21 protein-coding genes, 1 tRNA gene and 2 pseudogenes are annotated in these 24795 nt (G+C 63.9%); 15 read left to right on the top strand and 9 right to left on the bottom strand.

Annotated features, from left to right (window positions below; all coding sequences use genetic code 11):
- The first annotated feature begins 70 nt into the window (after positions 1-70).
- From glpX to KUH32_RS02180, 3 genes are all read left to right on the top strand, one after another.
- Positions 71-1045, top strand: coding sequence for a class II fructose-bisphosphatase (gene glpX / locus KUH32_RS02190; protein ID WP_217776431.1), 975 nt, complete (start codon positions 71-73; stop codon positions 1043-1045).
- Positions 1046-1134: 89 nt separating this feature from the next.
- Positions 1135-2886 carry a single-stranded-DNA-specific exonuclease RecJ gene (recJ, locus tag KUH32_RS02185; protein ID WP_217776430.1) on the top strand — a complete coding sequence of 584 codons (1752 nt, stop codon included), beginning with the start codon at positions 1135-1137 and terminating at the stop codon, positions 2884-2886.
- Positions 2887-3021: 135 nt separating this feature from the next.
- Positions 3022-3096 (top strand) — tRNA-Glu (locus KUH32_RS02180).
- Positions 3097-3256: 160 nt separating this feature from the next.
- Here the strand turns inward: KUH32_RS02180 and KUH32_RS02175 are convergent.
- Both KUH32_RS02175 and KUH32_RS02170 read right to left on the bottom strand, forming a co-directional pair.
- Positions 3257-3979 (bottom strand): HNH endonuclease, encoded by a 723-nt coding sequence (locus tag KUH32_RS02175; RefSeq protein WP_217776429.1) that lies wholly within the window; start codon positions 3977-3979, stop codon positions 3257-3259.
- 117 nt (positions 3980-4096) lie between these two features.
- Complete coding sequence (locus tag KUH32_RS02170) at positions 4097-4381, bottom strand: hypothetical protein (RefSeq protein WP_217776428.1); 285 nt, start codon at positions 4379-4381, stop codon at positions 4097-4099.
- Positions 4382-4639: 258 nt separating this feature from the next.
- Between KUH32_RS02170 and maiA the strand changes: the two genes are divergently transcribed.
- Both maiA and fahA read left to right on the top strand, forming a co-directional pair.
- On the top strand, positions 4640-5269 hold the full coding sequence (gene maiA / locus KUH32_RS02165) for a maleylacetoacetate isomerase (RefSeq protein ID WP_217776426.1): 630 nt from the start codon (positions 4640-4642) through the stop codon (positions 5267-5269).
- Between the two features lie 14 nt (positions 5270-5283).
- On the top strand, positions 5284-6528 hold the full coding sequence (gene fahA / locus KUH32_RS02160; protein ID WP_217776425.1) for a fumarylacetoacetase: 1245 nt from the start codon (positions 5284-5286) through the stop codon (positions 6526-6528).
- Between the two features lie 103 nt (positions 6529-6631).
- On the opposite strand, the gene KUH32_RS02155 is transcribed toward fahA, so the two are convergent.
- Positions 6632-7411 (bottom strand): IclR family transcriptional regulator, encoded by a 780-nt coding sequence (locus tag KUH32_RS02155; RefSeq protein ID WP_217776424.1) that lies wholly within the window; start codon positions 7409-7411, stop codon positions 6632-6634.
- A 134-nt stretch (positions 7412-7545) separates the two neighbouring features.
- Between KUH32_RS02155 and KUH32_RS02150 the strand changes: the two genes are divergently transcribed.
- The 4 genes from KUH32_RS02150 to KUH32_RS18415 are packed head-to-tail and all read left to right on the top strand — an operon-like array spanning position 7546 to position 12482.
- Positions 7546-9408, top strand: a complete 1863-nt coding sequence (locus KUH32_RS02150) for a TRAP transporter permease (protein WP_217776423.1) — start codon at positions 7546-7548, stop codon at positions 9406-9408.
- Between the two features lie 22 nt (positions 9409-9430).
- Positions 9431-10462, top strand: a complete 1032-nt coding sequence (locus tag KUH32_RS02145) for a TAXI family TRAP transporter solute-binding subunit (protein WP_217776422.1) — start codon at positions 9431-9433, stop codon at positions 10460-10462.
- Positions 10463-10519: 57 nt separating this feature from the next.
- The gene (locus tag KUH32_RS02140) at positions 10520-12163 is read left to right on the top strand and encodes an alkaline phosphatase family protein (RefSeq protein WP_217776421.1); all 1644 of its coding nucleotides are present in this window, start codon (positions 10520-10522) and stop codon (positions 12161-12163) included.
- A gap of 4 nt (positions 12164-12167) precedes the next feature.
- A complete protein-coding gene (locus KUH32_RS18415) occupies positions 12168-12482 on the top strand; it encodes a SulP family inorganic anion transporter (RefSeq protein ID WP_348541071.1) in 315 nt (104 codons plus the stop codon).
- 102 nt (positions 12483-12584) lie between these two features.
- Here the strand turns inward: KUH32_RS18415 and KUH32_RS02130 are convergent.
- Positions 12585-12738: pseudogene (locus KUH32_RS02130) on the bottom strand (IS3 family transposase); the annotation flags it as partial.
- 843 nt (positions 12739-13581) lie between these two features.
- On the opposite strand from KUH32_RS02130, the gene KUH32_RS02125 reads away from it, so the two are divergent.
- Positions 13582-14436 carry a DUF6544 family protein gene (locus KUH32_RS02125; protein ID WP_217776419.1) on the top strand — a complete coding sequence of 285 codons (855 nt, stop codon included), beginning with the start codon at positions 13582-13584 and terminating at the stop codon, positions 14434-14436.
- Positions 14437-14478: 42 nt separating this feature from the next.
- On the opposite strand, the pseudogene KUH32_RS18410 reads toward KUH32_RS02125, so the two are convergent.
- Both KUH32_RS18410 and KUH32_RS02120 read right to left on the bottom strand, forming a co-directional pair.
- Positions 14479-14589: pseudogene (locus KUH32_RS18410) on the bottom strand (IS5/IS1182 family transposase); the annotation flags it as partial.
- A 93-nt stretch (positions 14590-14682) separates the two neighbouring features.
- Positions 14683-15525 carry a sulfotransferase family protein gene (locus KUH32_RS02120; protein ID WP_217776418.1) on the bottom strand — a complete coding sequence of 281 codons (843 nt, stop codon included), beginning with the start codon at positions 15523-15525 and terminating at the stop codon, positions 14683-14685.
- 416 nt (positions 15526-15941) lie between these two features.
- Here KUH32_RS02120 and KUH32_RS02115 point away from each other — a divergent pair, with 416 nt between their 5' ends.
- Positions 15942-18077 (top strand): choice-of-anchor Q domain-containing protein, encoded by a 2136-nt coding sequence (locus tag KUH32_RS02115; RefSeq protein WP_217776417.1) that lies wholly within the window; start codon positions 15942-15944, stop codon positions 18075-18077.
- 96 nt (positions 18078-18173) lie between these two features.
- Here the strand turns inward: KUH32_RS02115 and KUH32_RS18610 are convergent, their stop codons facing one another.
- Complete coding sequence (locus KUH32_RS18610; protein WP_348541070.1) at positions 18174-18374, bottom strand: TniB family NTP-binding protein; 201 nt, start codon at positions 18372-18374, stop codon at positions 18174-18176.
- A 389-nt stretch (positions 18375-18763) separates the two neighbouring features.
- Here KUH32_RS18610 and KUH32_RS02105 point away from each other — a divergent pair, with 389 nt between their 5' ends.
- From KUH32_RS02105 to KUH32_RS02090, 4 genes are all read left to right on the top strand, one after another.
- The gene (locus KUH32_RS02105) at positions 18764-19507 is read left to right on the top strand and encodes an ABC transporter ATP-binding protein (RefSeq protein ID WP_217776416.1); all 744 of its coding nucleotides are present in this window, start codon (positions 18764-18766) and stop codon (positions 19505-19507) included.
- A complete protein-coding gene (locus KUH32_RS02100) occupies positions 19504-20886 on the top strand; it encodes an ABC transporter permease (RefSeq protein ID WP_217776415.1) in 1383 nt (460 codons plus the stop codon). Before KUH32_RS02105 ends, KUH32_RS02100 begins: the two co-directional genes overlap by 4 nt.
- Positions 20887-20927: 41 nt before the next feature.
- Positions 20928-21719, top strand: a complete 792-nt coding sequence (locus KUH32_RS02095; protein WP_217776414.1) for an outer membrane lipoprotein-sorting protein — start codon at positions 20928-20930, stop codon at positions 21717-21719.
- Between the two features lie 204 nt (positions 21720-21923).
- Positions 21924-22478, top strand: a complete 555-nt coding sequence (locus tag KUH32_RS02090) for a hypothetical protein (RefSeq protein ID WP_217776412.1) — start codon at positions 21924-21926, stop codon at positions 22476-22478.
- 159 nt (positions 22479-22637) lie between these two features.
- On the opposite strand, the gene KUH32_RS02085 is transcribed toward KUH32_RS02090, so the two are convergent.
- Positions 22638-22886 (bottom strand): hypothetical protein, encoded by a 249-nt coding sequence (locus KUH32_RS02085; protein ID WP_217776411.1) that lies wholly within the window; start codon positions 22884-22886, stop codon positions 22638-22640.
- A gap of 36 nt (positions 22887-22922) precedes the next feature.
- Positions 22923-24782, bottom strand: coding sequence for a Na/Pi cotransporter family protein (locus tag KUH32_RS02080; protein ID WP_217778239.1), 1860 nt, complete (start codon positions 24780-24782; stop codon positions 22923-22925).
- Positions 24783-24795: the final 13 nt, after the last annotated feature.

The following is a 24795-nucleotide window of genomic DNA, read 5'->3' as shown; positions in this document are numbered from 1 at the left end:
CGCCACCAGTCTTGCCCCTGTCACGGCTCTCGGGCTAAGTCGGCGGCACCAGACACGGAAGGAAGCCCCGATGACCGCGCCCAAGGATTTCAACGACCGCATGTTGTCTCTGGGCCTGGCCCGGGTCGCCGAACAGGCCGCCATCGCCAGCGCCGACTGGATCGGCCGCGGCGACGAGAAATCCGCCGACCAGGCCGCGGTCAACGCCATGCGCCAGCAGTTGAACCTGCTGGACATCAAGGGTGTGGTGGTGATCGGCGAGGGTGAGCGCGACGAAGCGCCGATGCTGTATATCGGCGAGGAGGTCGGCAGCGGCGAGGGCCCCGGCGTGGATATCGCGCTGGACCCGCTGGAAGGCACCACGCTGACCGCCAAGGACATGCCCAACGCGCTGACGGTGATCGCCATGGGCCCGCGCGGCTCGATGCTGCATGCGCCCGATACCTACATGGACAAGCTGGCGATCGGGCCGGGCTATCCGGCCGGCGTGGTGGACATGGACATGACGCCGAAGGAACGGGTCGAGGCGCTGGCGCGCGCCAAGGGCTGTTCCGCCGCCGACATCACCGTCTGCATCCTGGAACGTCCCCGCCACGAGGCCATGATCGCCGAGGTGCGTGCCACCGGTGCCGGCATCCGGCTGATCACCGATGGCGACGTGGCGGGTGTCATGCATTGCGCCGAGCCGCAGGTCACCGGCATCGACATGTATATGGGCCAGGGTGGTGCGCCCGAGGGCGTTCTGGCGGCGGCGGCGCTGAAATGCATGGGCGGGCAGATGCAGGGCCGTCTGGTGTTCCGCAACGACGACGAAAAGGCGCGCGCCGCCAAGGCCGGGATCACCGACCTGGACAAGGTCTATACCCGCGACGAAATGGTGACCGAGCACGTGATCTTTGCCGCGACCGGTGTGACCAGCGGCTCGATCCTGCCGGGGATCAAGCGCGAGGTCGGCTGGATCACCACCGAGACGCTGCTGATGCGGTCCAAGACCGGGTCGGTGCGGCGGATGGTGTATCGCAACCCCTACCAGCACAGGGTGTGACGGGTGGGGGTCGGGGGGCGCTGCCCCCGTCCCGGACGGTGTCCGGGACTCCCCCGGGATATTTTCGGCCAGATGAAGCAGGGGATCGGGTGAGCTATCTCGGCGTTGAGCATTCGTTGACCGGGCGGCGATGGGTCGGCCCGATGCCGGATGCGTTGCGCCAGGCCGAGGCGCTGGCGCAGTCGAGCGGGCTGGACCCGGCGTTGTGCGCGGTGCTGGCGCGGCTGGGCGTCGGCCCGGGCGAGGTGGCGGGCTATCTCGATCCGAAACTGCGCGACCTGCTGCCCGATCCGCGGTCGATGCGCGATTGCGAGGTGGCGGCGGCGCGCCTGATCGCGGCGGTGGCGGGGCGTCAGCGGGTGGCGGTGTTCGCGGATTACGATGTCGATGGCGGCGCGTCGGCGGCGTTGCTGCTGGACTGGCTGCGCGTGCAGGGGCGCGACGCGACGCTGTATGTGCCGGACCGGATCGACGAGGGCTATGGGCCCAACGACGAGGCCATGGCGGCGCTGGCGGCGGATCACGACCTGATCGTCTGCGTCGATTGCGGGACGCTGTCGCACGGGCCCATCGCGGCGGCGCGGGGCGCGGATGTGCTGGTGCTGGACCACCATCTGGGCGGCGAGACGCTGCCCGATTGCCTGGCGGTGGTGAACCCCAACCGGCAGGACGAGGACGGCGCGCTGGCGCATCTGTGCGCCGCGGCCGTGGTGTTCCTGGTGCTGGTCGAGGCCGGGCGGCAGATGCGCGAGGCCGGCCGGCAAGGGCCCGACCTGATGGCGATGCTGGACCTGGTGGCGCTGGCCACGGTGGCCGACGTGGCGCCGCTGAAGGGTGTCAACCGGGCGCTGGTGCGGCAGGGGTTGAAGGTGATGGCGGGCCGCGGGCGGCCGGGGCTTGTGGCCCTGTCGGACGTGGCGAGGCTGGACCGCGCGCCCGAGGCCTATCACCTGGGCTACGTGCTGGGTCCGCGGATCAATGCCGGCGGCCGGGTGGGCCGCGCCGATCTGGGCGCGCGGCTGCTGTCTTGTGCCGATCCGGCCGAGGCGGCATCGCTGGCCGAGCGGCTGGACGATCTGAACCGGGAACGCCGTGAGGTCGAGGAGGCGGTGCGGATGGCCGCGCTGGCCCAGGCCGAGGACCGCGGGCTGGACGCGCCGCTGGTCTGGGCGGCGGGCGAGGGCTGGCATCCCGGCGTGGTGGGGATCGTGGCGTCGCGGCTGAAGGAGTTGACCAACCGCCCCGCGGTGGTGATCGGGCTGGACGGCGACGAAGGCAAGGGATCGGGCCGGTCGGTGGCGGGGGTCGACCTGGGTGCGTCGGTGCAGCGGCTGGCGGCCGAGGGGCTGTTGCTCAAGGGCGGCGGGCACCGGATGGCCGCGGGTCTGACCGTGGCGCGCGACCGGCTGGAGCCGGCGATGGCGCAGCTGGCCGAGTTGCTGGCGCGACAGGGCGCGGGCCAGGGCGGGGCGCGCGATCTGCGCCTGGACGGGGTGCTGATGCCGGGCGCGGCCAGCGTCGAGCTGGTGCGCCGCCTGGACGAGGCCGGACCCTATGGCGCCGGCGCGCCGGGGCCGCGTTTCGCCCTGCCGGACCTGCGCATCGCCCAGGCCCGCGAGGTCGGCACCGGGCATCTCAAGCTGGGCTTGACCGACGGGTTGGGCGGGCGGCTGGACGCCATCGCCTTCGGCGCCTTCGACGGGCCGCTGGGCGCCGCACTGCGCGATCACGGCGGGCGGCGATTCCACGTCGCGGGCCGACTGGACATCAACAGCTGGAACGGCCGACAGACGGTGCAACTGCTGCTGGACGACGCCGCGCCTGCGGGCGGTGAGGCCTGACAAGGCTATGAAAAGGCTGGACTTTTGTCGAGCGTTCCGTGGGCGCTGAAATCCGCGGCCGCCGCCGCCTGAACGCGAAATTTCCGCTTGCAAGCCCGCCGCGCTTTGCCTAGAAAGCGCCTCACGTCACGGTAAGGCCCGTTCGTCTATCGGTTAGGACGCCAGGTTTTCAACCTGGAAAGAGGGGTTCGATTCCCCTACGGGCTGCCACTTATCCCTATAAGTGACTGTTTTTGCTGTTGAAAATTCAGCGCCACTTTCTCTGCCTAAGCATTGCCTTGATTGTCAGGCGGCTCCGAACGGCCCGGAAAGCACCTGCAACCGCTCACGAAGACGTGACCGCATGTCGCACCCGGCTACGGACTGCGGGTCAGTTCGCAGGCTCAAAACCGTCGCGGTCCAACGTGCAGAGTTCGTCAGCTTCTAGCGCCGTGACCATGGGCACGTCGTAGAGGCGGCAGTAATGGCCCCGGCTAGCGTGAAGGCAACCGCTGCAACCGGCCACCAAGGCTTCGTGGTCGCCCTTGGCATGAATGCGGTCGTGACAGTCATCACACAGGGCGACAAGTTCAAACAGGAATTCATGGCCCCAATGCTCGTAGCTTAGGTGATGCACTTCCTTCGCGGGGGCCAGCCTGCAACCTTCGCAAAGCCCGTTCGCGCGTTCCATCACGCGTTGGCGTCGGTCGCGCCATTCCGGCGACGCAAGATAGGCGTTGTGGGCTTGGCTGTAGTAGCTGTCGCCCTTTTCCTTGGCCTTCCATCGCCGCAACTGAATTTCGACGTATTTCAGGTCAATCTTTTCCTTAGCCGCTTTCCGAGTAGCCAAGTAGGCGTCGTGCATAGCATCATCGAAGCCGGGCAGTTCGTCGGCGTTCGGCGGCGCTTTCAAGGCGTTGCCCACACGAAGCCCGCAATCCAAGCATTGCATTCGTGTGACGGGGTGCCCGCCCTTATTCGTGCCATGCCGCAGTTCTTGGCGTTCGTGGTCGCATTCCTGTTGTGAATGGTCCGAAAACTCTTTCGCCCATCGTTGGGCCAAATCCATGTCGATAGTTAACTGCTTGCCGTTGCGCGGGTCTGTTAGCCGCATATTCTTCTCCTGCCTTCTTCCAACCTTGAAGCTAGACGATTGCGAAGTGTCGTGCCGCAAGAAAAAAGCCGCCCCCGTAGGGACGGCAGTTGCCCTTGGCACTTAAGGGAAGGGTCGTCAGGCGGCGACGGCGTAGGTGCTGCGGCAAACTTCAAGGGTGCGGGCACGATCCGACGCGGTGACGGTGTAGAGCGGCACGGCAAGCAAGGCGGTTTCGGTCAGGTCTACGGACAAGCCTTCGGCGGCAAGAGCGGCGTTGATCGTGGTCGCGGGCGAAGCGATGCCCACAGCTAGGCAGGCGGGCACGTCCCACCGGCTTTCCGGCACATGATGCAGGATGTGGTGCAGGCGCTCGGAAACGGCTGGCAGGGCCGCGCAGGACCAGCCTAGGCGCTGATCCATCACCGGGGCGGCTAGGGCCACTGTGGGCACGCACAGGGGCAACTGGCGCTCCCCTAGTCCGCTCCAATCGCCTTCCTGCAAGGGACTCCCTGGTCGCGCGCCTTGAGCATTTCACTTGGTGAAACGCATTCTCGACCCCTCCATCCCGAAAACCTAGGTTCCCGGCGATATCGCGGTCGATGAAGCGCCGCTTCAGGACGACTACATCGACTGCTGGAAGGAAATCGAGAAGAAGTTCGACGGCACGCCAGGCAAGAAATGAGGCTCTATGCTTGCCGGCGGTCGACCACCTCCTGCCGGGTGCGGATCGCATTGAACCTCGAGGGGCTGGCCTACGAGCCAGTTCCGGTCAACCTCGTCGAAGAAGACCCGTTGGCGCCGGGGCATGCCAGGCTGAACCCGGGGCAGGGCGTTCCGACCCTGGTGCCGGACGATGGCACGGTCCTGACCCGGTCGATGGCCATCCTCGACTGGCTGGAGGAAACCCATCCCGAGCCGGCGCTTTTGCCCGGGGGGGCCGTGGCATGTGCCAAGGTCCGCGCCGCCGCCTTGACCATCGCCACCGATATTCATCCGATGAACGATTTGCAGGTGATTGCATGGCTCAAGGCATTGGGGCACGGCCAGCAAGAGGCGACTGCCTGGATGAATGACTGGATGCTGCGCGGCCTGTCGGGCTTCGACCAAACGATCGACCCCGACACGCCCTTCTGCTTCGGCGTCGCGCCGGGGCTGGCCGACCATTGCCTCGTGCCGCAGCTCTACAACACCCGTCGCCGGAGATGCGACCTGTCGGCCTTGTCGCGGCTCACCGAAATCGAAACGCATAGCCCGGACCTTGCCGCCTTCGACGCGGCCCGGCCCGAAAACCAACCCCACGCAAACTGACGAAAGATATCCCGATGACTGAGCTTGTCCGATCCTGGGTCGAGACCGCGAACGACCCCGAAAGCCCCTTTCCGCTGAACAATCTGCCGTTCGGCGTCTTCTCCAAGGGCGACGCCCCGCGTTGTGCTGTGGCCATCGGCAACAGCGTGCTCGACCTCGCCGCCCTGCAATCCGCCGGTTTGCTGCCCGATTACGGCTTCGATGCCCCTGCGCTCAATACTTTCATGAGCAAGGGCAAGGCGGCGTGGCAGGAGGTTCGGCAGACGCTGACCGACCTGCTGCGTGAGGGGCGCGAAACCGCCGCGATGCGGGGCATGCTGCATGACATGGACGCCGTCACGATGCACCTGCCGTTCACGGTGACGGAATACACCGATTTTTACGCAGGCCGCCAGCACGCCTTCAATGTGGGCTCGCTGTTCCGCGACCCTGCCAATGCCCTGCCGCCCAACTGGCTGCACATCCCGATCGGCTATAACGGACGCGCCTCGACCGTGGTTGTGTCCGGCACGGAGTTCCACCGCCCCATGGGGCAGATCAAGGGCCCACAGGACGAGGTGCCCGGCTTCGGCCCCAGCAGGCGGCTCGATATCGAGCTGGAGATGGGCGCGGTCGTGGGTACACCATCGGAGATGGGCAAGCGCGTCAGCGTCGACGAGGCCGACGACATGATTTTCGGCTACGTGTTGCTTAACGATTGGTCGGCTCGCGACATCCAGGCCTGGGAGTATCAGCCGCTGGGACCGTTCCAGGCCAAGGCCTTCGCCACGACGATCAGCCCCTGGGTGGTCACCAAGGCCGCGCTCGAGCCGTTCCGCTGTGACACGCCGCTCCGGGAAAAGGAGCTGCTGCCGCATATCAAGGATACCGGGCCGATGCTCTATGACATCGACCTGTCGGTCACCATGGCGGCGCCCGGCTCGGACCACACCGAAATCTGCCGCACCAATTACAACACCCTGTACTATTCGGCCGCGCAGCAGCTTGCGCATCACGCCTCGTCGGGCTGCGCGATGCGGACCGGCGACCTGCTGGGTTCCGGCACGATCTCGGGCCCAGAAAAGGGCATGTTCGGCTCGCTCCTGGAGATGACATGGGGCGGCAAGGACCCGATCGCGCTGAAGGGCGGTGCAGCCCGCACCTTCATCGAGGACGGCGACACCCTGGCTTTGCACGGCCACGCGCAGGGCGACGGCTACCGCATCGGGTTCGGTCCTTGCGTCGGGACCGTTTTGCCCGCGCAGCGTGATCGGCCGTAGCGACCGGCGTCGCCTCGCAGGCGTCCACGGCAGGCATTGCGGGGTCGGCAATCACCGGCTTTGCGGCAGACATCGCCGCTCTGCAGCTTGACGGACCGTGCGGTCAGCCAAGGTCGACGTAGTTCTGCCCGATGGTATTCGCGGTCGCCTGAAGCCGTGCGAGGTGGATGTTCGCGACGGCCTCGACCGTTTGATCGCCCGCGTTCCAGACCAGGTTGACTGCGCCAACCGCCTCCGCGCCAGACAGGATCGGAACCGCAATCGCAGCCGGAAGCTCGCCGTAATCCACCGCCCGGCCCCAGTGGCCGCAGGCACGGGCGGCATAGCCGTTCTGGTGAATTGATTCCAGAATCTTCGGCAGTTGCGGCAACGCCGCGGCTTCTTCCCGCGGCAGTCGTCTCACCAGTTCTTTCAATGCCTCTGCCCGTCCGGCGTCCGTGAGGCCCGAGAGATACGCGGCCCCAAGCGCCGAAAGGATCGGCGAGGGCCGAAACCCGACCGAATCCGGGTAGACCCCATGCTTCCTGAACGTTCGGGTGGTATCGACGATCTCGGTCCGGCCCCCGCCGATCGCGGCGGCAAGATCGACGCCCAGTCCGGTTTCTTCGGAAAGCCGGACGATTTCTGTCTTGCTGACGGAAACAAGCCTGTCGACCAGGTCCGGCATGCCCCCGGCCTGCGGGAATGCGGAGCCGAGCTGAAAACATCCGTCACTGCTTCTGCGGGTCAGCCAGCGACGATGTTCCAATGTAGCACAGATCCGCAAAAGCGTCGGTTTGGACAGCCCCGTTTGCTTTGCGAGAAACGCGAGCGAACTGGCACCGGAGGTATGGATGACCTCTAGTACAGCTAACCCGCGTTCGATGGATCTGTTCAGTTTCACCGGCACTCCGTTTCACCTAGTGTAACGCAACTTCGCCAGAAAATCAGCAGTGCAGTAGGTTCTTCTGCAAGCCCGCCACGCAAAGAATCGCGAAGCAAGAACCGACCGACGGGCATCGCATCTGGGAGGATACCGTGTCGGAAGTCAGGACGAACGCCTATCTGGATCATGCCGTGACCGGGTTGTCGCTCGTGGTCCTCGGGGTTGTGTTCTACGTGTCGGTCTTCGGAGTGTTCTCCGATTCCTACTTGCGGGTCGGCATGTTGCTCATGGGCGGTCTGCTGATCATCCTGTCTGCCATTGGCCGCTCAGACACGGTCCTGGACCGCGGGCTTCTGGCGGCGGTTGCCATTGCCTTGTCACTGAGCGTCTATCAGTATTTCCGCGCCGCCGAAGAGATCGAGACCGGGCTCTATTTTCTGACGTCAACCGACATCTGGATGGGGTTTCTCGGGCTTGTCGCGGTAATCGAACTGACCCGTCGCTCGGTCGGTCTGGTGATGGCGGTGGTCGCCGGTCTGCTGCTGGCCTACGGCGCTTTCGGCCATCTGGCACCCGGCTTCCTGAGGCATGCCGGGATCTCGACCGAAGAGTTGATGACCGTGCTGTGGTATTCCTTCGACGGTGTCTTCGGGCGTCCGATGGCGACGGTCGTCTCGACCATCCTGATCTTCATCGTCTTCGGCGCGCTGCTTGAACTTCTGGCCATCGACCTCGTGCTCGTGCGGCTTGCTTTGGCCGCCACCGGGCGGATGCGGTCCGGCCCCGCCGCTGCGGCCACCGTGGCCAGCGGCCTGTTCGGCACGATTTCGGGCTCTGCTGTGGCCAACGTCGTGGGCACCGGGGTCATCACCATTCCGCTGATCAAGAAACGCGGGTTCTCGCCCCGGTTCGCGGCGGCGGTGGAATCCGCGGCCTCGAGCGGCGGTCAGATCACGCCGCCGATCATGGGTGCCGTGGCCTTCATCATGGCCGATGTCACCAGCGTGCCGTATCTGACGATCTGCGCCGCTGCCGCCGTGCCCGCATTGCTGTACTACGGCGGTCTCTTCGTTGCCATCTCCAGCGCTGCCCGCAACATGGATTTGGCCGAGGAACCGCGGCCCGACATCTCGTTCAACTGGCGCGAGCTTTTGCAGATGGGCATCTTTGTCCTCGCGCTCGCGGGGATCGTCGTGACCATGGTCGGCGGCTCCTCGCCCGCCTATGCCGGATTTGTCGGGGTCGCGTTGGCCGCGCTGCTGGGCTTTGCCGTGCGACCTGACCTGCTGTTCAACGGGGCCGCCTGGGTGAAATTCATCCGCTCAGCCGGTCTGATCTCGGCGCAGCTCGTGGTCATCGTTGGCGCCGTCGGGATCGTCATCGGAGTGCTGAACCTGACCGGCGTGGGGCTGCGTTTTGCCTCGCTGCTGTCGAGCCTTGCCGAAGACCAGCTGATCGTATCGCTGATCCTGATGGCCATTGCCTGCCTGCTGCTTGGCATGGGAATGCCGACCGTGCCGGCCTACCTGATCATCGTGCTGGTCATGGGCCCGTCGTTGCAGAAACTCGGCGTGCCGATCGTCCACACGCACATGTTCGTGCTCTATTTCGGCGTCTTGTCGGCGATCACGCCCCCGGTTGCGTTGGCGGCCTTTGCGGCGGCACCCATCGCGGGCTCCAGCCCGATGGCAACGGCGCTTGAGGCCTCGCGGCTGGCATTGCCGGGCTTCGCAATCCCCTTTGCCTTCATCTACCAGCCCGCGTTGCTGCTGGGGACCGGGTTCCCGCTCGCGGAGTCGGCGCAGGCAATCGTCTTTGTCCTGCTCGCCACGATCCTGATCTCGCGCGCCTGCTATCCACGCCGCGGCAAGGCCTACATGGTGCCGGTGGGGCTGGGACTGGCCGTTGCGCTGATCTTTTTCGGGCCACTGGTCGCGTGGATCGCCGCCGCTGCCGCGATCGGGCTGATGTATGTCGACCGTCTGGAGCTGACCGACAAGAACCAAGTTTCATGATCGCAATGAGGAGAACCCAATCATGAAGACCACCACCCTGAATCGCCGGAGCCTGTTGGCCGGCACCGCCGCCGCCGCGACGGTGGCCATGCTGCCACGCGCCGCTTCGGCCAAGGAATTGCTGCGCATGTCGACGCTGGGGCCGGGCACCAGCCCGAACCTGGTGATGACCACATTTGCCAATATCGTTAACCGCGAATTGCCGGACTACGAGATCCAGATCAACGCCACCGGCGCCGCCACCCGTCACGTGTTGGAAGTGGCGATGGGCAAGACCGCTTTCTGCATGTCCTCGCCGGCGCTGCATGCGCTGATGGCGAACCAGCGTGCCATGTTCGAGAAGATGGACGAGGCGCCGGAACTGTCCAAGAAGCTGCGTACCGTGCTGAACTTCCCGATGGGTGTCTATCACATCGCGGTCTACGACTCGTCGGGCATCACCTCGCTGGATCAGGCCAAGGGCAAGCGGGTCTTTCTTGGACCGCCGGGCGGTGCGGCCTATGCGACCATGGAACGCCTGTTCGAGGCGGTCACCGGCCTGAAGGCGGGCACCGACTATGAAGCGGTGAAACTGGGATGGGACGCTGCCGCCGCGTCGTTCCAGGACGGCAACCTCGATATCTACTGCAACCCGACCAACGCGCCCAGCCCGGTGCTGACCCAGATCGCGGTAACCAACCCGATCCGCTTTCTCGGCATTCCCGCCGACCAGCTGGACACCGACGCAATCAAGGCGTTGGCCAACCGCCCCGGCTTCGGCCTCGGCACGCTTCCGGCGGGGGTCTACGGCGAAAACCAGGTCAACGAAGCGGACACCACCACCCTGCGCGTCACCGTCGGCATCGTCACGAGCGAGACCGCCGATGAGGCGATGATCTACGAGATGACCAAGACCTTCTTCGAAGGCGTGGCCGAGATGCGCGACAGTGCACCCTGGCTCAAGGCGATTACGCCGGAAGGCGCGGTGGCGGATCTCAACATGCCGCTGCACCCGGGCGCGCTGCGTGCGCTCGAAGAGCTTGGCGTCACGATCCCCGATATCGCACGCGGGTAAACAGGCAAATGGCCGGGGCGGCATCGCCCCGGTCCGACGGACAGGCGGGCCCCGATCATGACCAAGAACGTTCTATTCATCATGTGCGACCAGTTGCGTTGGGATTACCTGTCCTGCACCGGGCATCCGCATCTGCATACGCCGAACATCGATGCCTTGGCGGCACGCGGGGTGCTGTTCGACCGGGCCTACGTGCAATCGCCGATCTGCGGCCCGTCGCGGATGTCCTTCTACACCGGGCGCTACGTCGCGTCGCACGGGTCCACCTGGAACGGCATTCCGCTCAAGGTGGGAGAGATGACGCTGGGCGACCATCTGCGGCCCCTGGGGGTGCGCACGGCCCTGTGCGGCAAGACCCACATGACCGCCGATGTCGAGGGGATGAAGCGCCTCGGCCTGTCACCGGACAGCGAGATCGGCGCGCTCGTGTCGGAATGCGGCTTTGAGCCTTACGAGCGCGAGGACGGTTTGCACCCCGACGGCCCGCGCTATCCGCGCAACACAGCCTATGACCAGTTCATGAAGAAGCGCGGCTGGCCCGACGAAAACCCCTGGGAGACGGTGGCCAACAGCGCCGAGGACGAGGACGGCAACATTCTCAGCGGCTGGTTCATGGACAACGCGGACAAACCCGCCCGCGCCGCCGATGAGGAAAGCGAGACCCCCTATATCACCTCGCGTGCGATGGACTTCATCCAAGAAGCCGGCGACACGCCCTGGTGCCTGCATCTGAGCTATATCAAGCCGCACTGGCCCTATATCGTGCCCGCGCCCTATCACGACATGTACGGCCCCGAGACGCATCTAGACCCGGTGCGCAGCGAGGCCGAGCGCGACACCCCCCATCCCGTCTACGGCGCCTTCATGGAGGAACGCGTCAGCCGCGCCTTCTGTGACGATGGCACCCGTACCCGCGTGCTGACCGCCTACATGGGCCTGATCAAGCAGATCGACGACCAGATGGGCCGGTTGATGGCGTTCCTTGATGAGCAGGGTCTGACCGAGGAGACGATGATCGTCTTCACCTCCGATCACGGCGATTACCTCGGCGATCACTGGATGGGAGAGAAGGAACTGTTTCACGACGCCTCGGCGCGCATCCCCCTGATCGTCGTCGACCCGCGCGCAGAGGCCGATGCCACCCGCGGGCTGAAATCCTCGGCGCTGGTCGAAGCCATCGACGTCGTACCGACGATCCTCGACTATTTCGGCGGCGAGGCAGTGCCACACATCATCGAAGGGCATTCGCTGATGCCGCTGCTGCACGGGCAGACCGACCGCCTGCGTGACGTCGCGGTATCGGAATACGACTATTCCATGCGCGACGTCCGGCGGCGACTGGGTGTCGAGGTCAAGGACGCCAAGCTGACCATGCTGTTCGACGGGCGCTGGAAGTATATCTTTGCCGAAGGGTTCCGCCCGATGCTCTTCGACCTGCAGAACGACCCGGACGAATTGACCGACCTCGGCGCCGATCCTGCGCATGCGACGGAATGTGCCCGCATGGAACAGATGTTCTTTGCCTGGGCGCGCCGCACGTCGCAACGCACCACCCGGTCGGATGCCTGGATTGCCGAACGCGATCCCAGCCTGGGGGAAGCCAAGGTGGGTATCCTGATCGGCTATCGCAACGAAGCCGAGCTGCGCGAGGTTCTGGGGACCGGAGCAGGCTGCGACACGAAAACCGACAAGGCCTCCTGAACCCGTGGCCCGGACCCGCACGGTCCTCAAACGCCTGTCGCCTGTCAGGCCATGGTTGCGCGACCGGTCGCCAGCGTCGTGGAAAGCCGACGCGCTTGCCGGGTCGACGGGTGCCGCCATCATGCTGCCGCAGGGCGTCGCCCTTGGTATCATCGCCGGGTTGCCACCGGAATACGGGCTGTCCACCGCAATCATCGTGACCGTCGTCGCCGCGCTCTGGGGATCATCGCGCGTCATGGTTTCGGGGCCGACCACGGCGATTTCCGCCGTACTTTTTGCCTCGTTGAGCGGATTGGCCGTGACCGGCAGCGAGACCTAAATCGCGCTGGCCCTGGTGCTGACCTTCCTCGTCGGCGTGCTGCAGCTCATGGCGGGGCTGGGCGGGTTGATCGCCTTCATCTCACACTCGGTCATCGGCGGTTTCACGCAGAGACCGGGGAATGCGGCCAATCCTCGGTGCAATGGCCGCGATCGCGCCCGCCTGCGTCTCATAGGAGCCTTGATGCGCAAACACCATCCGGACCGCGCGCGCGGACCTCAGGCGCGCAGCGATTTGCCATTTTTCTTTTCGTCATAACCATAATCCTTAACCAAGTTGATGGTCTCCGAAAAACTCGGGGCGATTCATGGCCGCCTGGTCGCCTGCGCTGTCGGAAACCAGAAGCGCCGCTACCTTGACGCCCTGCGCGTGAAGGCTCGTCGTGAGGTACACGACCTTGCCTGCGGTGTTCTACGGAACAAGATCAATCTTGTCGTTGAGGTTCACATCGCCCGGGTCCCGCAAAAGAGCGGCAACCGCGTCAACAGCCAGTGGTCTGTCAGTCCCCCGAGGACGAGAGTCTTTTTCCGCGTGAAGAGGCTCTGATCGAGATCGTAACCGGGCGCTTACCGCAAGGGCAGAGGAGCCGCAGGATCGTTCGCGGTGACGGACGTGTGGACTTTGGTTCCCGTTTGCCTGTTTGCCATCTCGACGACGCGGACGAGATCAAGCTCATCCGGGCCGACAAGGAATGGCGAGTGGGTCGAATAGATCGTCTGGTTGTCCGCAGCCAGCCGTGGAATCGTCTTCCGGAACTCGCGCCGCTTCAATGGGTGAAGGCTCGACCACCACCGCCCGCATTCCGGCCCGGGCAACATCCCGCCAGCCGAGATCATGGCCGAGAAAAGGCTGGAAATGCGCGCTGCGTGGCCCCAGAAATCAACTCGTGGCTTCTCCGAATGATCGGAGGAATGTCCAGGCTCAAGTCACCGATCATGGGTCAGGGGAACACGTGACCCGAAGCGACTACCGGGACGTTGGTGGAGTTGTTGTCCCGCATGCCTTTGTCATCTCGGGGATGGCCGGCGGCGAGATCTGCCCGTTCTTCGATGCGCGACCGACAAGCATTGCCTTTGAATGACCATGAAGGAACAGAACCATGCTTCTCAACACTCTGATCGTACTTGCCTGTCTCGCCCTTGGCATCGGTCTTTTTGCGGGTCTGGGCCTTTATCGGGCGCATCGCGAGAACGCCCGTATCATCCGCTCTCAGGTCATCGCGGATGCCTCGGTCACGGTAGATCTCAGCCCGGAAACCTATGCCGATCTCCCAGACCCCGTTCGACGATACTTTGATTATGCCTTCAACGGCCGGAAATCTATCTCGCTTCGTGGTGTGGAGTGGAACCAGGGAGGGGACTTCAAACTACCAGTGGTCGGAAAGTTCCGGGCAGATGGACGACAGGTAAGCCATCCCAACAAGCCTGTTTATGCCTTCACAGGATGGTTCTGGCGATACGGGCTGCCACTCATCGAGAGTCGCGATGCGTTTTTCGTGGATGATCATGACATGCGCGCCAAACTGCTTGGGTGGATGAAAGTCATGCACACCGATTACCAATCCCCGGAGCAGATCAATTCCCTCTACAGCTACCTTGTGTTGCGGTACTATGGGCAAGCGCCGCTTATGCCGTGGGCGCTTCTTCCGAACGACTTCGTTGCATGGCAAGCCAATGACGAAACATCGGCCTATTTGCGAATAACCCATGATGATCTTGAAGGGGCCTACCTTGTCGGTTTTGGTTCTGACGGGGAAATCGTCTCTATGAACGGCGACAGGCTCTTGATGGAAGGAAATGAGGCGATGCAGCGCGAGGTTGGCCTGAAATCGGAATACCGCGAGATCGGGGGCTTCATGGTGCCGACACGGCTGGAATATCGCTGGTACGACAAATCGGACGTTCTGATCAGCCACTTTCAGTCTGAAATCAGTGATATTCGCATTCTTCGCTAAAGCCGACCTTGGCGCAATCGCAACGAATGACAGTTTTGCCGGCAAGTGAAGGATACCCGAGATGACCCGTCGGTCATCGACCCGTCGCGCACCGCACCGCCCTGTCGGCCAGTGAGGCTGGACCGATGCCGATCCCTCGTCATTGAGCCAAAAAAAGCGTCTTTGCCATCGCGATTTCCCGCCTGTTTCTGACGGAAGCGATTCACGACAACGACGCGTGGGGAACCTGCCGATTGAGTACGAACGTTAGGCCGCTGCCGCCGCCGGCGGTTTCGACACGATGCGGTAGGCCGAAGACCCTTTCGGGTCGCGCCAGAATCCGTGGTTGTCGTAGCGCGCGAACAGATCCGGCGGCAGGATCGTGGCGCGGGGCCGATGCTCGACCTTGCGCCGCACATCATGGAGCCCGCGGGTCGCCAGTTGCGCGTCGAAATTCTCCTCGGAGTATTCCACATTGTCGAAGTCGTGCTCGAAATAGGGCTCCTCGATGAACTCGTAGATCAGGCGCAGCACCTCTTCGGGCCGCTGACACAGGATGTCGTATTCCACCAGCAAGAGCCGATCCGACTGCGGCCCGTAATACGCCTCCTTGAGGGCCGACCACGAAAAGCCCACCAGCCGGTCGCGATGCGCGAGCGCCTCCACCCGGCTGAAGACCGTCGCGCGTTCCTCGGTCGTGGCAAAGAGCTTGGACGGCTCAAAGGCGTTCTTGCGCACCAGGCATTCGATGCTGTCCATGATCCAGCCCACGTCGCGCACGCAACAGATCACCTTTGATCGCGGGAAAAGCGCGCTGATGCTGGGTACGCGCGAACACCAGACCCGGTTGGTGTCAAAGATCACCTCGCAATCGGTCTGCCGGGCGTAATAGGTGGAAAAGAGGCCTGTCAGCAGCGCTTTGCGCATCTCTTCGTCGAGAAACACGGCCGTCTCGTTCGTGGCGCCCATGGTGTTGTACATCGAGCCGAAAAGTGCGCCGACGGGGCCGGTCATCGCCGCGTGAAACCGAGGGTTCTGGCGCAGGATACCGGCCAGCAGGGTCGAGCCGGATCTTGGCAGCCCGGAAATGAAATGCAGCTTCGCGTCCATGTCGTTCTCCCGTGTCCATGAGGCGCGCGGGCCCCCTTGCGGCGAGACCCTCGCACGGCGCGGCCACGATGCCCAAGACCAAAGCCGCGCCTGTGATGAATTTCCAAAAAGGGTGATCTGTCGTCACATTTCTTCACCCGCGGTCAACTCTATGGACGGGCAGCGCAAGGCCGTCCACGCAAGCGGATAATCCATCAAAAATCCCCTTCCAAGGTCAGATTATTCGACCCAAAACCGCGCGCCCCGCTGGTTATTTGGCGGTACCGGACAGGCTCCGGCGATCATCGGCGCTGATTCACCGGATCGGCGTTCCGCCAATTGCAAAAGACACGGTAAGTCGCGCGCGGCCAGGCGGCCGGAGCTGCGGCGCCGTTCAAGCGAGGAAGAGAAAGATGAGTACAGCTACACAGACGATCGTGGTCGATACCGCGCTCGACATCGTTTCGGATACCGACGGTGTGACCTCGCTTCGCGAGGCGTTGGCACTGGCCAAGGGTGAAGGCGCCGTGACCATCACCTTTGATGAAAGCCTCTCGGGCCAGACACTTGCGCTGGCGACCGGGCAGCTTGAAATCGGCCATGAAGCGGCGGATCTGGTGATCGACGGAGACCTCGATGACGACGGTATGGCCGATATCACCATCGACGCGGACGGCCAAAGCCGCGTGCTGGAAATCACCGGAAAGCCCGGCGACAAGACCGACGTGACACTCGAAGGTCTGATCATCACCGGCGGGCAGACCGAGACCACGACCGAGAACGGCGGCGGCATCAACGCGGATTGGGCGGAGCTGACGATCACCAACTCGATCATCACCGACAACCGCACCATTGGCGACAGCGCCTCGGGCTCCACGGCCAACACGCCCTTCGCCCAGGGCGGCGGGCTGCACACCATTCACTCGGACGTGGTGATTACCGGCAGCAAGATCGTGAATAACGTGGCTTCCGGCGATTACGGCTATGGCGGCGGCATCGCGGTCAACGAAGGCACGCTCTACATCGGCGACAGCTCGATCAGCGACAACACCACCTTCGGCTATTTCGGCGTGGGTGCGGGTATGCTCGTGCTGCGGTCCGACACCGTGGTCGAGCGCAGCACGATCGACAATAACATCGCGCACGGGGTGAACGCGGACGGCGCCGGCATCGCCATCGAGTTCGGCAACTTCACCATCAGCGACAGTGCCATCACCAACAACATCACCACCGGCGCCGATGCGGATGGCGGCGGCATCGCGTCGGTGTCGATCAACCTCAACATCGACAATACGACCATCGCCGGCAACCAGATCCTGGGCAAAAGCTCCTTTGGTGCGGGCATCGCGAATGGCGGCACCATCCCCGGGCGGGCAGCCAATTTGACCATCACCAACTCCACTTTCACCGGCAACTACGTGGCCGACGGTGGCGGCGGCGGCATCGCGGTCTACGGCATCGGCCTCACGACGCTGGAGAACAACCTCTTTGTCGGCAACGCCGTGGGCTTCAACGAGTTTCCGCAGTTCGGCAGCGGCACGGATGTGTTCCTCTTCACCAACAATGCGCTGAACGGCAAGAACGTGTTCCAGCAGACCGATGTGCGCGACCTCAATGGCGACATCACGGGCGTGGATGCGCGCGACGTCTTCGCCGAGACCTACGAGATCAACAACACCGGTGTCTTTGCCGGCGTGCTGAAGGACAACGGCGGGCCGACCAAGACCGTGGCGCTCAAGGACGACCCGAACAATCCGGCCATCGGCCAGTCGGATCCCGCGACCACACCCGATACCGACCAGCGCGGCGTGGAGCGCGACGATGCGCCTGACGCCGGCGCCTATGAGCTCGACGGCGGGCCCAGCATCAACGTGATCAAGGGCACAGATGCGCGCGACCGGTTGATCGGTACCGAAGAAGCAGACCGTTTCGAGGGCGGTGCTGGGCGCGACATCTATCTGGGCCGCGGCGGTCAGGACGAATTCGTGCTCGGCAACGATGCGACGGACCGGGTGCGCGATTTCGAAGACGGGGTCGACAAGCTCGACATCTCCGCATGGGGGGTCACCTCGCTCCAGGATGTGGAGATCGTCGACAAGAACGGCCGCGCGATCATCAAGGGTCAGAACGGTGAGCGGGCGAATATCAAGTTTGCCGACGAGGGCGTCGATTTCACCGATCTGGACGCGAGCGATTTCATCTTTGACGACGGTATCGCTGCACCGGGTCTGGTCACCATCGAGGGTACTTCGGACCGCGACCGGCTGACCGGGACGAGCGACAACGAGCGCTTCGTCGGCAAGGAAGGGATCGACAGGTACCTTGGCAATGGCGGCGCGGATCAGTTCGTGCTTGGCAAAGATGCGATTGACCGGGTGCTCGACTTCCAGGACGGCGTGGATCTGCTGGACGTGTCGGAATGGGGGGCGACGGCGCTGTCCGACATCTCGATCATCCACCGTGACGACCGTGCGGTGCTGGTCGGACAGAACGGCGAGCGCGCGGTTGTCTTCTTCGACGATCCGGTGACGAGCTCCCACGATCTGGGCGCAGACGACTTCCTCTTCGCCTGACGCGCGCGATGCTGTCCCGGGGTTTTCCCGGGGCAGCATCCTGGCCTGCCCCGCTGGGGTATGCGGGCCATCCGAGGTTGGGATGCGCTCGAAACTCTACAGAAGGCCTGCAAGAGCGGCGTCGTCTTGCCCGGGCGCAAGGCAGAACGCCTCGAACTGTTCCGCCAGCTGCGCGCCGGTCAGCAGCACCAGGCGCGCGAGATCGGTTCCGGCGCAAACGAGCGGGATCCGCAGATCATGGGCCAGAGACCCGATCGTGTTGAGAAAGACGCGCTGTCGGCGAAAGATCCCGACCACACACGCGAGGCGCAGGACCGCACGCGGATCGCGGTGGCCGAGGTGCCGGCGGTTTAGGCGGAATATCACGGCCCCTGGACATGCTGGAACACGATCCGCGCTGGCAATGCGTTGCCTGGCCGCTGTCGGGGGTGTGCAAGACGCGCCGGTTTCGATCACCGCCTGACCGGTCTCGCGTGCTGATCCGCTCTGCCGCCGCACGCGCCGGCGTTCGGTGCAGGTCTGTCGAACAGGCGCGACACGCTCTGTCACCGCCGTATCATATTTCAACACTTCGCCAAAATCTGCCTGCGATTTGTGTGTCGAAACTCCATCCTTTGTTGTTTGAGCTGAGAGGGGTCCGGCCCCTAAACTGGTGTCAGATCAACCTGATACGCAAGGATGGGACTGTGAACACCGCCTATACGCCACAAGCGTTCGAGGAAGGCAGCACCGCGCTGCTTGCTCCGGATCCGGTCGTGCGCTTTGAGAACATCAGCCGCAACTACAAGATGGATCATGTGGAAGTGCCCGCCCTGCAAGGGGTCAGCGGCAGCATCGCGCGGGCCCGAAGCACCTTTATCACCGGGCCATCGGGGAGCGGAAAATCCACACTTCTGAACATCCTCGGCCTGCTTGACCGGGCCACCAGTGGCACGGTCGATTTTCTGGGCGAGGACGTCACGCAGCTTTCCGACCGGGCGGCTGCGGATTTCCGGTCGCGCCACATCGGCTTTGTCTTTCAGAGCTTTAACCTCATTCCGGTGCTGAGCGTGCGCGAGAACGTGGAGTTCCCGCTGCTCAATCAAAAGATGAGTGCTGCCGCCCGGCGCGAGCGGAGCATGGAATATCTCGAGGCGGTGGGCCTGGGCGACATGGTGGACCGCCGCCCAGGCGAAATCTCCGGCGGTCAACGCCAGCGCGTGGCTATCGCCCGAGCGCTTGTGAGCCGGCCGACGCTGCTCATCGCCGATGAGCCAACCGCCAACCTCGACAGCAAGACCTCACGCGACATCGTGGCGCTGATGGAACGCATGCAGCGCGAACACGCGACCAGCGTGCTCATCTGCACCCACGATACCGACCTGATCTCTCCCACCAGCACCGTGATCAACATCATCGACGGCAAGACCCGTCAGGAGCAAGCGCAATGATCTGGAAAATCGCCCTTCGCAATATTCTCAAGAACAGCCGCCGCTCGCTGACAACGGCCCTTGCCATCGGCATCGGCGGTCTGGCGGCGCTGCTTTTCGGCGGCTTCGTCACCTCGATCTGGTTCGGGGTGCAGACCTCGATGATTCAAGAACAGGGGAACCTGCAGATCTACCGCAACGGTTATCTCGAATTCGGCGCGGCCGATCCCGATGCCTATACGATCAAGGACTGGGACCAGGTGGTTGCAGCGCTTGCCGCCGATCCGGTGCTGGCCGAGGAACTGACGACGATCACCCCGCGCATCGATCTCGTGGGGGTCGCGGGCAATGCCGAGACCGGCAATTCCAAGACCTTCATCGGCACCGGCATCGTGCCGGCGGAAATCGACGCGATGCGCCGCTGGGACGGCTGGCAGATCAACCAGACCACACCGGAAACCGGCCTGGCCGGGCGCAGTTCGGAAGACATCGTCGTGGGCGTCGGTATGGCGCGGATGATGGGCCTGTGCGGTGCGCTGTCGGTCCCCGATTGCCAGGACCCGCCGGTGAGTGCCGCCGACCGCGCGGTGGAAGAGCAGGACTTCTCCTCTCTTGTCGCCGGGGAGTCCGAGCTTGCCACCAGCGATCCCGGTGCCCAGTTGCCGCAACTCAACGTGATGGCGGCGACCTCCGCCGGCGTGCCCAACATCGCGCGGGTGTCGGTGACGGCGGCGCAGACCCAATCGGTCAGCGCCATCGACAACGCCTTTGTCATGATGAACTTCGACGAGGCGCGCGCGCTGCTCTACGGCGACAGCCAGGAGGCGACGGCTCTGATGCTGCAGGTCGCCAACCCGGGCAATGTCGAGGCAGTAAAGACCCGTGTCGCAGAGGTGCTCGCCGCAGAAGGTCTTGACCTCAGCGTCTATCACTTCACCGAGGTGGACCCGACATTCAACCGCATCTTCGGCATGTTTACCTTTATGTTCATCGTGGTGTCGCTGGTGCTGTCGATCGTCATCGTCTTTACCATCGTCAACACGATCTCCATGACCGTGATGGAGCGGGTGAAGGAGATCGGCACGATCCGCGCGCTCGGCTTCCGCAAAAGCTTCGTCCGGGCGCTGTTTCTGACCGAGAGCGTGTTGATCGGGCTCATCGGGGCGGTGCTGGCGCTGGTCTCGGCGCTGATCATCGCCAACCTCGTCAACAGCGCGGGCGTGCAGTGGACGCCACCCTCGAATGCGACACCGCTCACGGTGCAGCTGATGGTGCTGGATAATCCGCTCTTTGCCATCGGTGTCTTCGTCATGCTTGTGGTGCTGGCCTTCTTGGCCGCCCTCACGCCGACCTTCCGGGCGGCCCGGTTCAACATCGTCGAAAGCCTGCAGCGCGCCTGAGTCGCGCTGCCCTCTCCAATCCTGCTGAAAGGAACCTTGCCATGTCCATCGACCGCCGCGTTTTCAACACCCTGCTCTTCGGATCTGTCGCCACTGCGGGGCTCGGGTTCGGCGCCCTGCCGGCGCTGGCCGCCAATGCCACGGCGATCCTGTCCGAAGCGGACCGCATCCGAAATCCGCAGACCACCTTTGCCGTCGACGTGAAACTGGTCGATTACGACCGTGGCAAGGTCAAGGAGACGACCATCGTCACGGTCTACGCCCGCCCTCAGGTCAGCCAGTTTCAGACTCTGGTGCACATGGAAAGCCCCGCGCGGGATCGCGGCAAGATCATGCTGCGCAACGACAACAGCCTGTGGCTATACGATCCGGCCTCGCGCGCGTCGGTGCGCATCTCGCCGCGTCAACGCCTTTTGGGCAATGCGTCCAACGGCGATGTGGTCAGCTCCAACCTGGTGGGGGATTACAGTGCGACGCTCGCGGGCACGGAGGCCGTCGTCGATGGCGACCGGAAAAACCGCAATTGCCACAAGCTGACGTTGACGCAGACGCGTTCCTCCGCACCGTATAACAGCATCGAGTTCTGGGTGGACGCGGCCAACAGCCAGCCGGTGAAGGGCAAGTATTTCACCAAGAGCGGCAAGCTGATCAAGGTCGCCTGGTACCGCAAGCTGCGCAACGAGATGGGCGCGCTGCGGCCTACCGAGGTGGTGATTGCGGATGGGTTCAACCCCAACAGCGTCACGACCATGACCATGAGCAACTTCCGCGCAAAAGAGATCCCCGCAAGTTGGTTCAGCAAGGAATGGTTGCCCAATTTCCAGGCCTCGTGATCCTTTCCGGCAAGAAGCCAGTCCTGTGCCCCGCACCGCCCCTTGCCCCGCCGTTCCGCTGCTGCCTGTCGATCCGACACCTGCACCGGCCGCACCGGCAGAGGCGGGGCCCACGGATCCTGCACGGGATGTCGCCGAGCTGCCCCACCGTGCCCGACGCGCCCGTGCCGGAGGCCGCTGCCGCGGGCGAGGCGCCAACGCCCGTTGATCGGCGGGCGCGAGCGTCTGGGGGTCTTTGCGCTCACCGGCGCCACCACCTTCGGCAGTACGCCGGTGCAGGCGGGCATCCGCCCCCGGATCAAGGCAAGCGCGCGCTCCATCCGGGCGGGCGCCGACAACCTGGGCCTGCAACGCGACCGCAGCAATGCATCGGACGCGGCCGATATCAAGGTCACGCCCAACGTCGGGGGCAAGCTGCCGCTGACCGCCAATGCACTGGTGCCGGACGGCGACCCGGGGCTCGGCTTTGATTTGAGCGAGACGGTGGGTGACAGCCTGGTGCGCCACTTCGAAGCGATGGCGCAGCGGCGCAGGCCGCTCGCTGCCGAGGCGTTGGAGGATGGCGGCGGGTCTGCCGCTTTGCGCCGCGGGATCGGTGCCGATCAGGGGCGCAAGACGCAGGTTCAGTCGGCCTTTGGCGCCAACTGGGCGCTGCCCGGGGCGCTGGTGGGGAATGAGCGCATGTCGCTCGTTTTCGAGGACCACTGCAATACCGGCGGGCTGTCAGGGGACGAGATCGACGCGCTCGCCGCAGCCTAGGGCTCGGATCTGGCAGCGGCCGGACCGCGACTTGATCGTCACGCAAGCCTTGCCCTGCGACCGTGTGTTCCGCGACGCGCAGGTCAGCACCGGTCTGCAGCCCTGGGTCGAACGGCGCGTTCCGGGGTCATTTCGACCCTCGCGACACCGGGCGGTTCCTTAGGTGATTTCCTTCAGCAGCCATTCGGCGCGTTCGATCTGTGCGGTCGCGACGCCCAGTTTCTTCTCGAGGCGCGCCTTCTTTTCCGAAGTGGTCGCGGACGCGATGTCGACCTGGAGTTCGGCAGACTTCTTCCGAAGCTTGGCCAGAACCTTTTCGACATGCTCCGGTTTGATCTTGCTCGCTTTGCCTTGTTCAAAGCGCTCATTGTAGTCGGCGATCTTTTCGGCGAGCTTTTTCAGTCCCATCCCGGTTTCTCCATCTGCCGGCGGTAAGGGTGCATTCTAGCGCCCTTCGGCAACACCTTTTTGACGCTCGGGTTCGGCCGTCGGTTCCGCGACCGTACCGGAAATCGTCATGTCTTCGTGCAGTTCGTCTTCTTCCAGCGTCAGCAAGCGTTCCACTTCCGCCATCGCGCTATCGCGTTCGATATAGACGCTGCGCGCGGCTTCGATGAGGGCGCGCATCGCTTCGTAGGCGTAGGCGGAGTCGTTCAGGAATGACGTCGCCGCGTCCGCTGTCAGTCCTCCCGTGCGGATGAGGGCGTCGATGCGGCGCGTGTTCGACTGCGCGTCCTCTTCGATCTGGGCGCGCTCGTGGTCCAGCCACAACGCGCTGCGATCTTCGGGTTCGGCGAGGTCCAGCTTGCGGATTTCGACGATGATACGCGCGATTTCGGTGCGCAGGTTGTCGTAAAGCCCGGTCACGACACCCTGGGAGCGAACAGTGTAGCGCAGAATGTTCTTTCGCAGATGTTTCACCGCCTTGACCGCCCGCACTATGTCGCTGGCCACGTCGCGCAACGCGTAGACCTGTTCGTTGATCTCGGGGGCGAGGCGTTTTTCGCCGACGCGCGTCGTGAACTCGACGATGGCCGAGTAGAGCGTCTTTACGCGGCGCTCGTAGCTTTCATCGATATCAAGATCCGTCGGGACCCGGCTGTTGCTGACGGTTCGGGCAATGCTCTCGGTCTCGAAGATCTCGTGCCGGTGAAGGTTCAGCCCGTGGAGGATCAGTTCCATGGCATTGTCGTAAAGGTGCAGAACCTCGTTTCGCAGCGCGCTTTCGATGGTTTGCGGAAACGCATCGACGGCTGCGTTGAGATATTTCGGGCGGCTCACATCCGGTGTCGGCTCAACGATACGCCGTTCCAGAAAGGCGATGAGCCGGGTCAGAAGCGGCAGCATGAGCACGACGCCGAGCACGTTGAACACCGTGTGGAAGACGGCGAGTTTCAGCGCGAAGTCATCGGCGGCAATGCCCATGACGGCACTGATCTGATCGACGATGTCGCGCAGCGGGGCGATGAAGACCAGTGCAACCGCCGCTGTCAATGCGTTGAAAATCAGGTGCGCCAGGGCAAGCCGCTTGCCCTGGAAATTCGCGCTGAGCGAGCCGATGATCGCCGTGATCGTCGTGCCGATATTCGCGCCGATCGCAAGCGCGAGGGCGTTTTCGTAGGTGATTTGGCCTGCAGCCAGCGCGGTCAGGATCAGAACCATCGTTGCGTGGCTCGACTGCATGATCACGGTCGCCGCCGTGCCGAGAACCGTATACACGACCAGTCCGAGAATTCCTGGCAGCGCAAAACGGAGCAGGTCGATCTGATCCCGGAAGGTCTCAAAGCCTTCCTTCATGTGGTAGATGCCGAGGAACAGGAACCCCAGGCCGCCAAGCGCGTATCCGAACCCCCGCATGGGCTTGGCCTTTTGAAAAACGAGGATGATGCTTACCGCGATCATCGGCATCGCGTAGGCGGCGATGTTCACCTTCAGGCCCAACCCGGCGACCAGCCAGGCCCCGGTCGTCGTCCCGATATTCGCGCCGAAGATGATCCCGACACCGCCCAGCAGCGATATCAGGCCGGCGCTGAGGAACGAGATCGTGATCACCGACACCAGCGAGCTTGATTGCAGGACGGTGGTCGAGACGATGCCGAAGCTGACAGCACGAAAGGTCGAGCCCGTTGCCCGCTGCAGCAATCGTTCCAGCGTGCCGCCACTGAACAGCCTGAAGCCATCCTCCAGCATCAGCATGCCGAACAGAAATATCGCGACCCCGGCGGCGATCTCTTGCGACTCGGGGCTGAGCCAGAAGCCGAGCAACAGCGCGGCGATGGCGACCGGGACGAGATACCTTTTCATGTCCATCGAAGCG

The organism is Thalassococcus arenae, from assembly GCF_019104745.1.
In the GTDB taxonomy this organism is placed as follows: Bacteria; Pseudomonadota; Alphaproteobacteria; order Rhodobacterales; family Rhodobacteraceae; genus Thalassococcus_B; species Thalassococcus_B arenae.
This window is presented reverse-complemented; position numbering and strand designations above follow the sequence as displayed.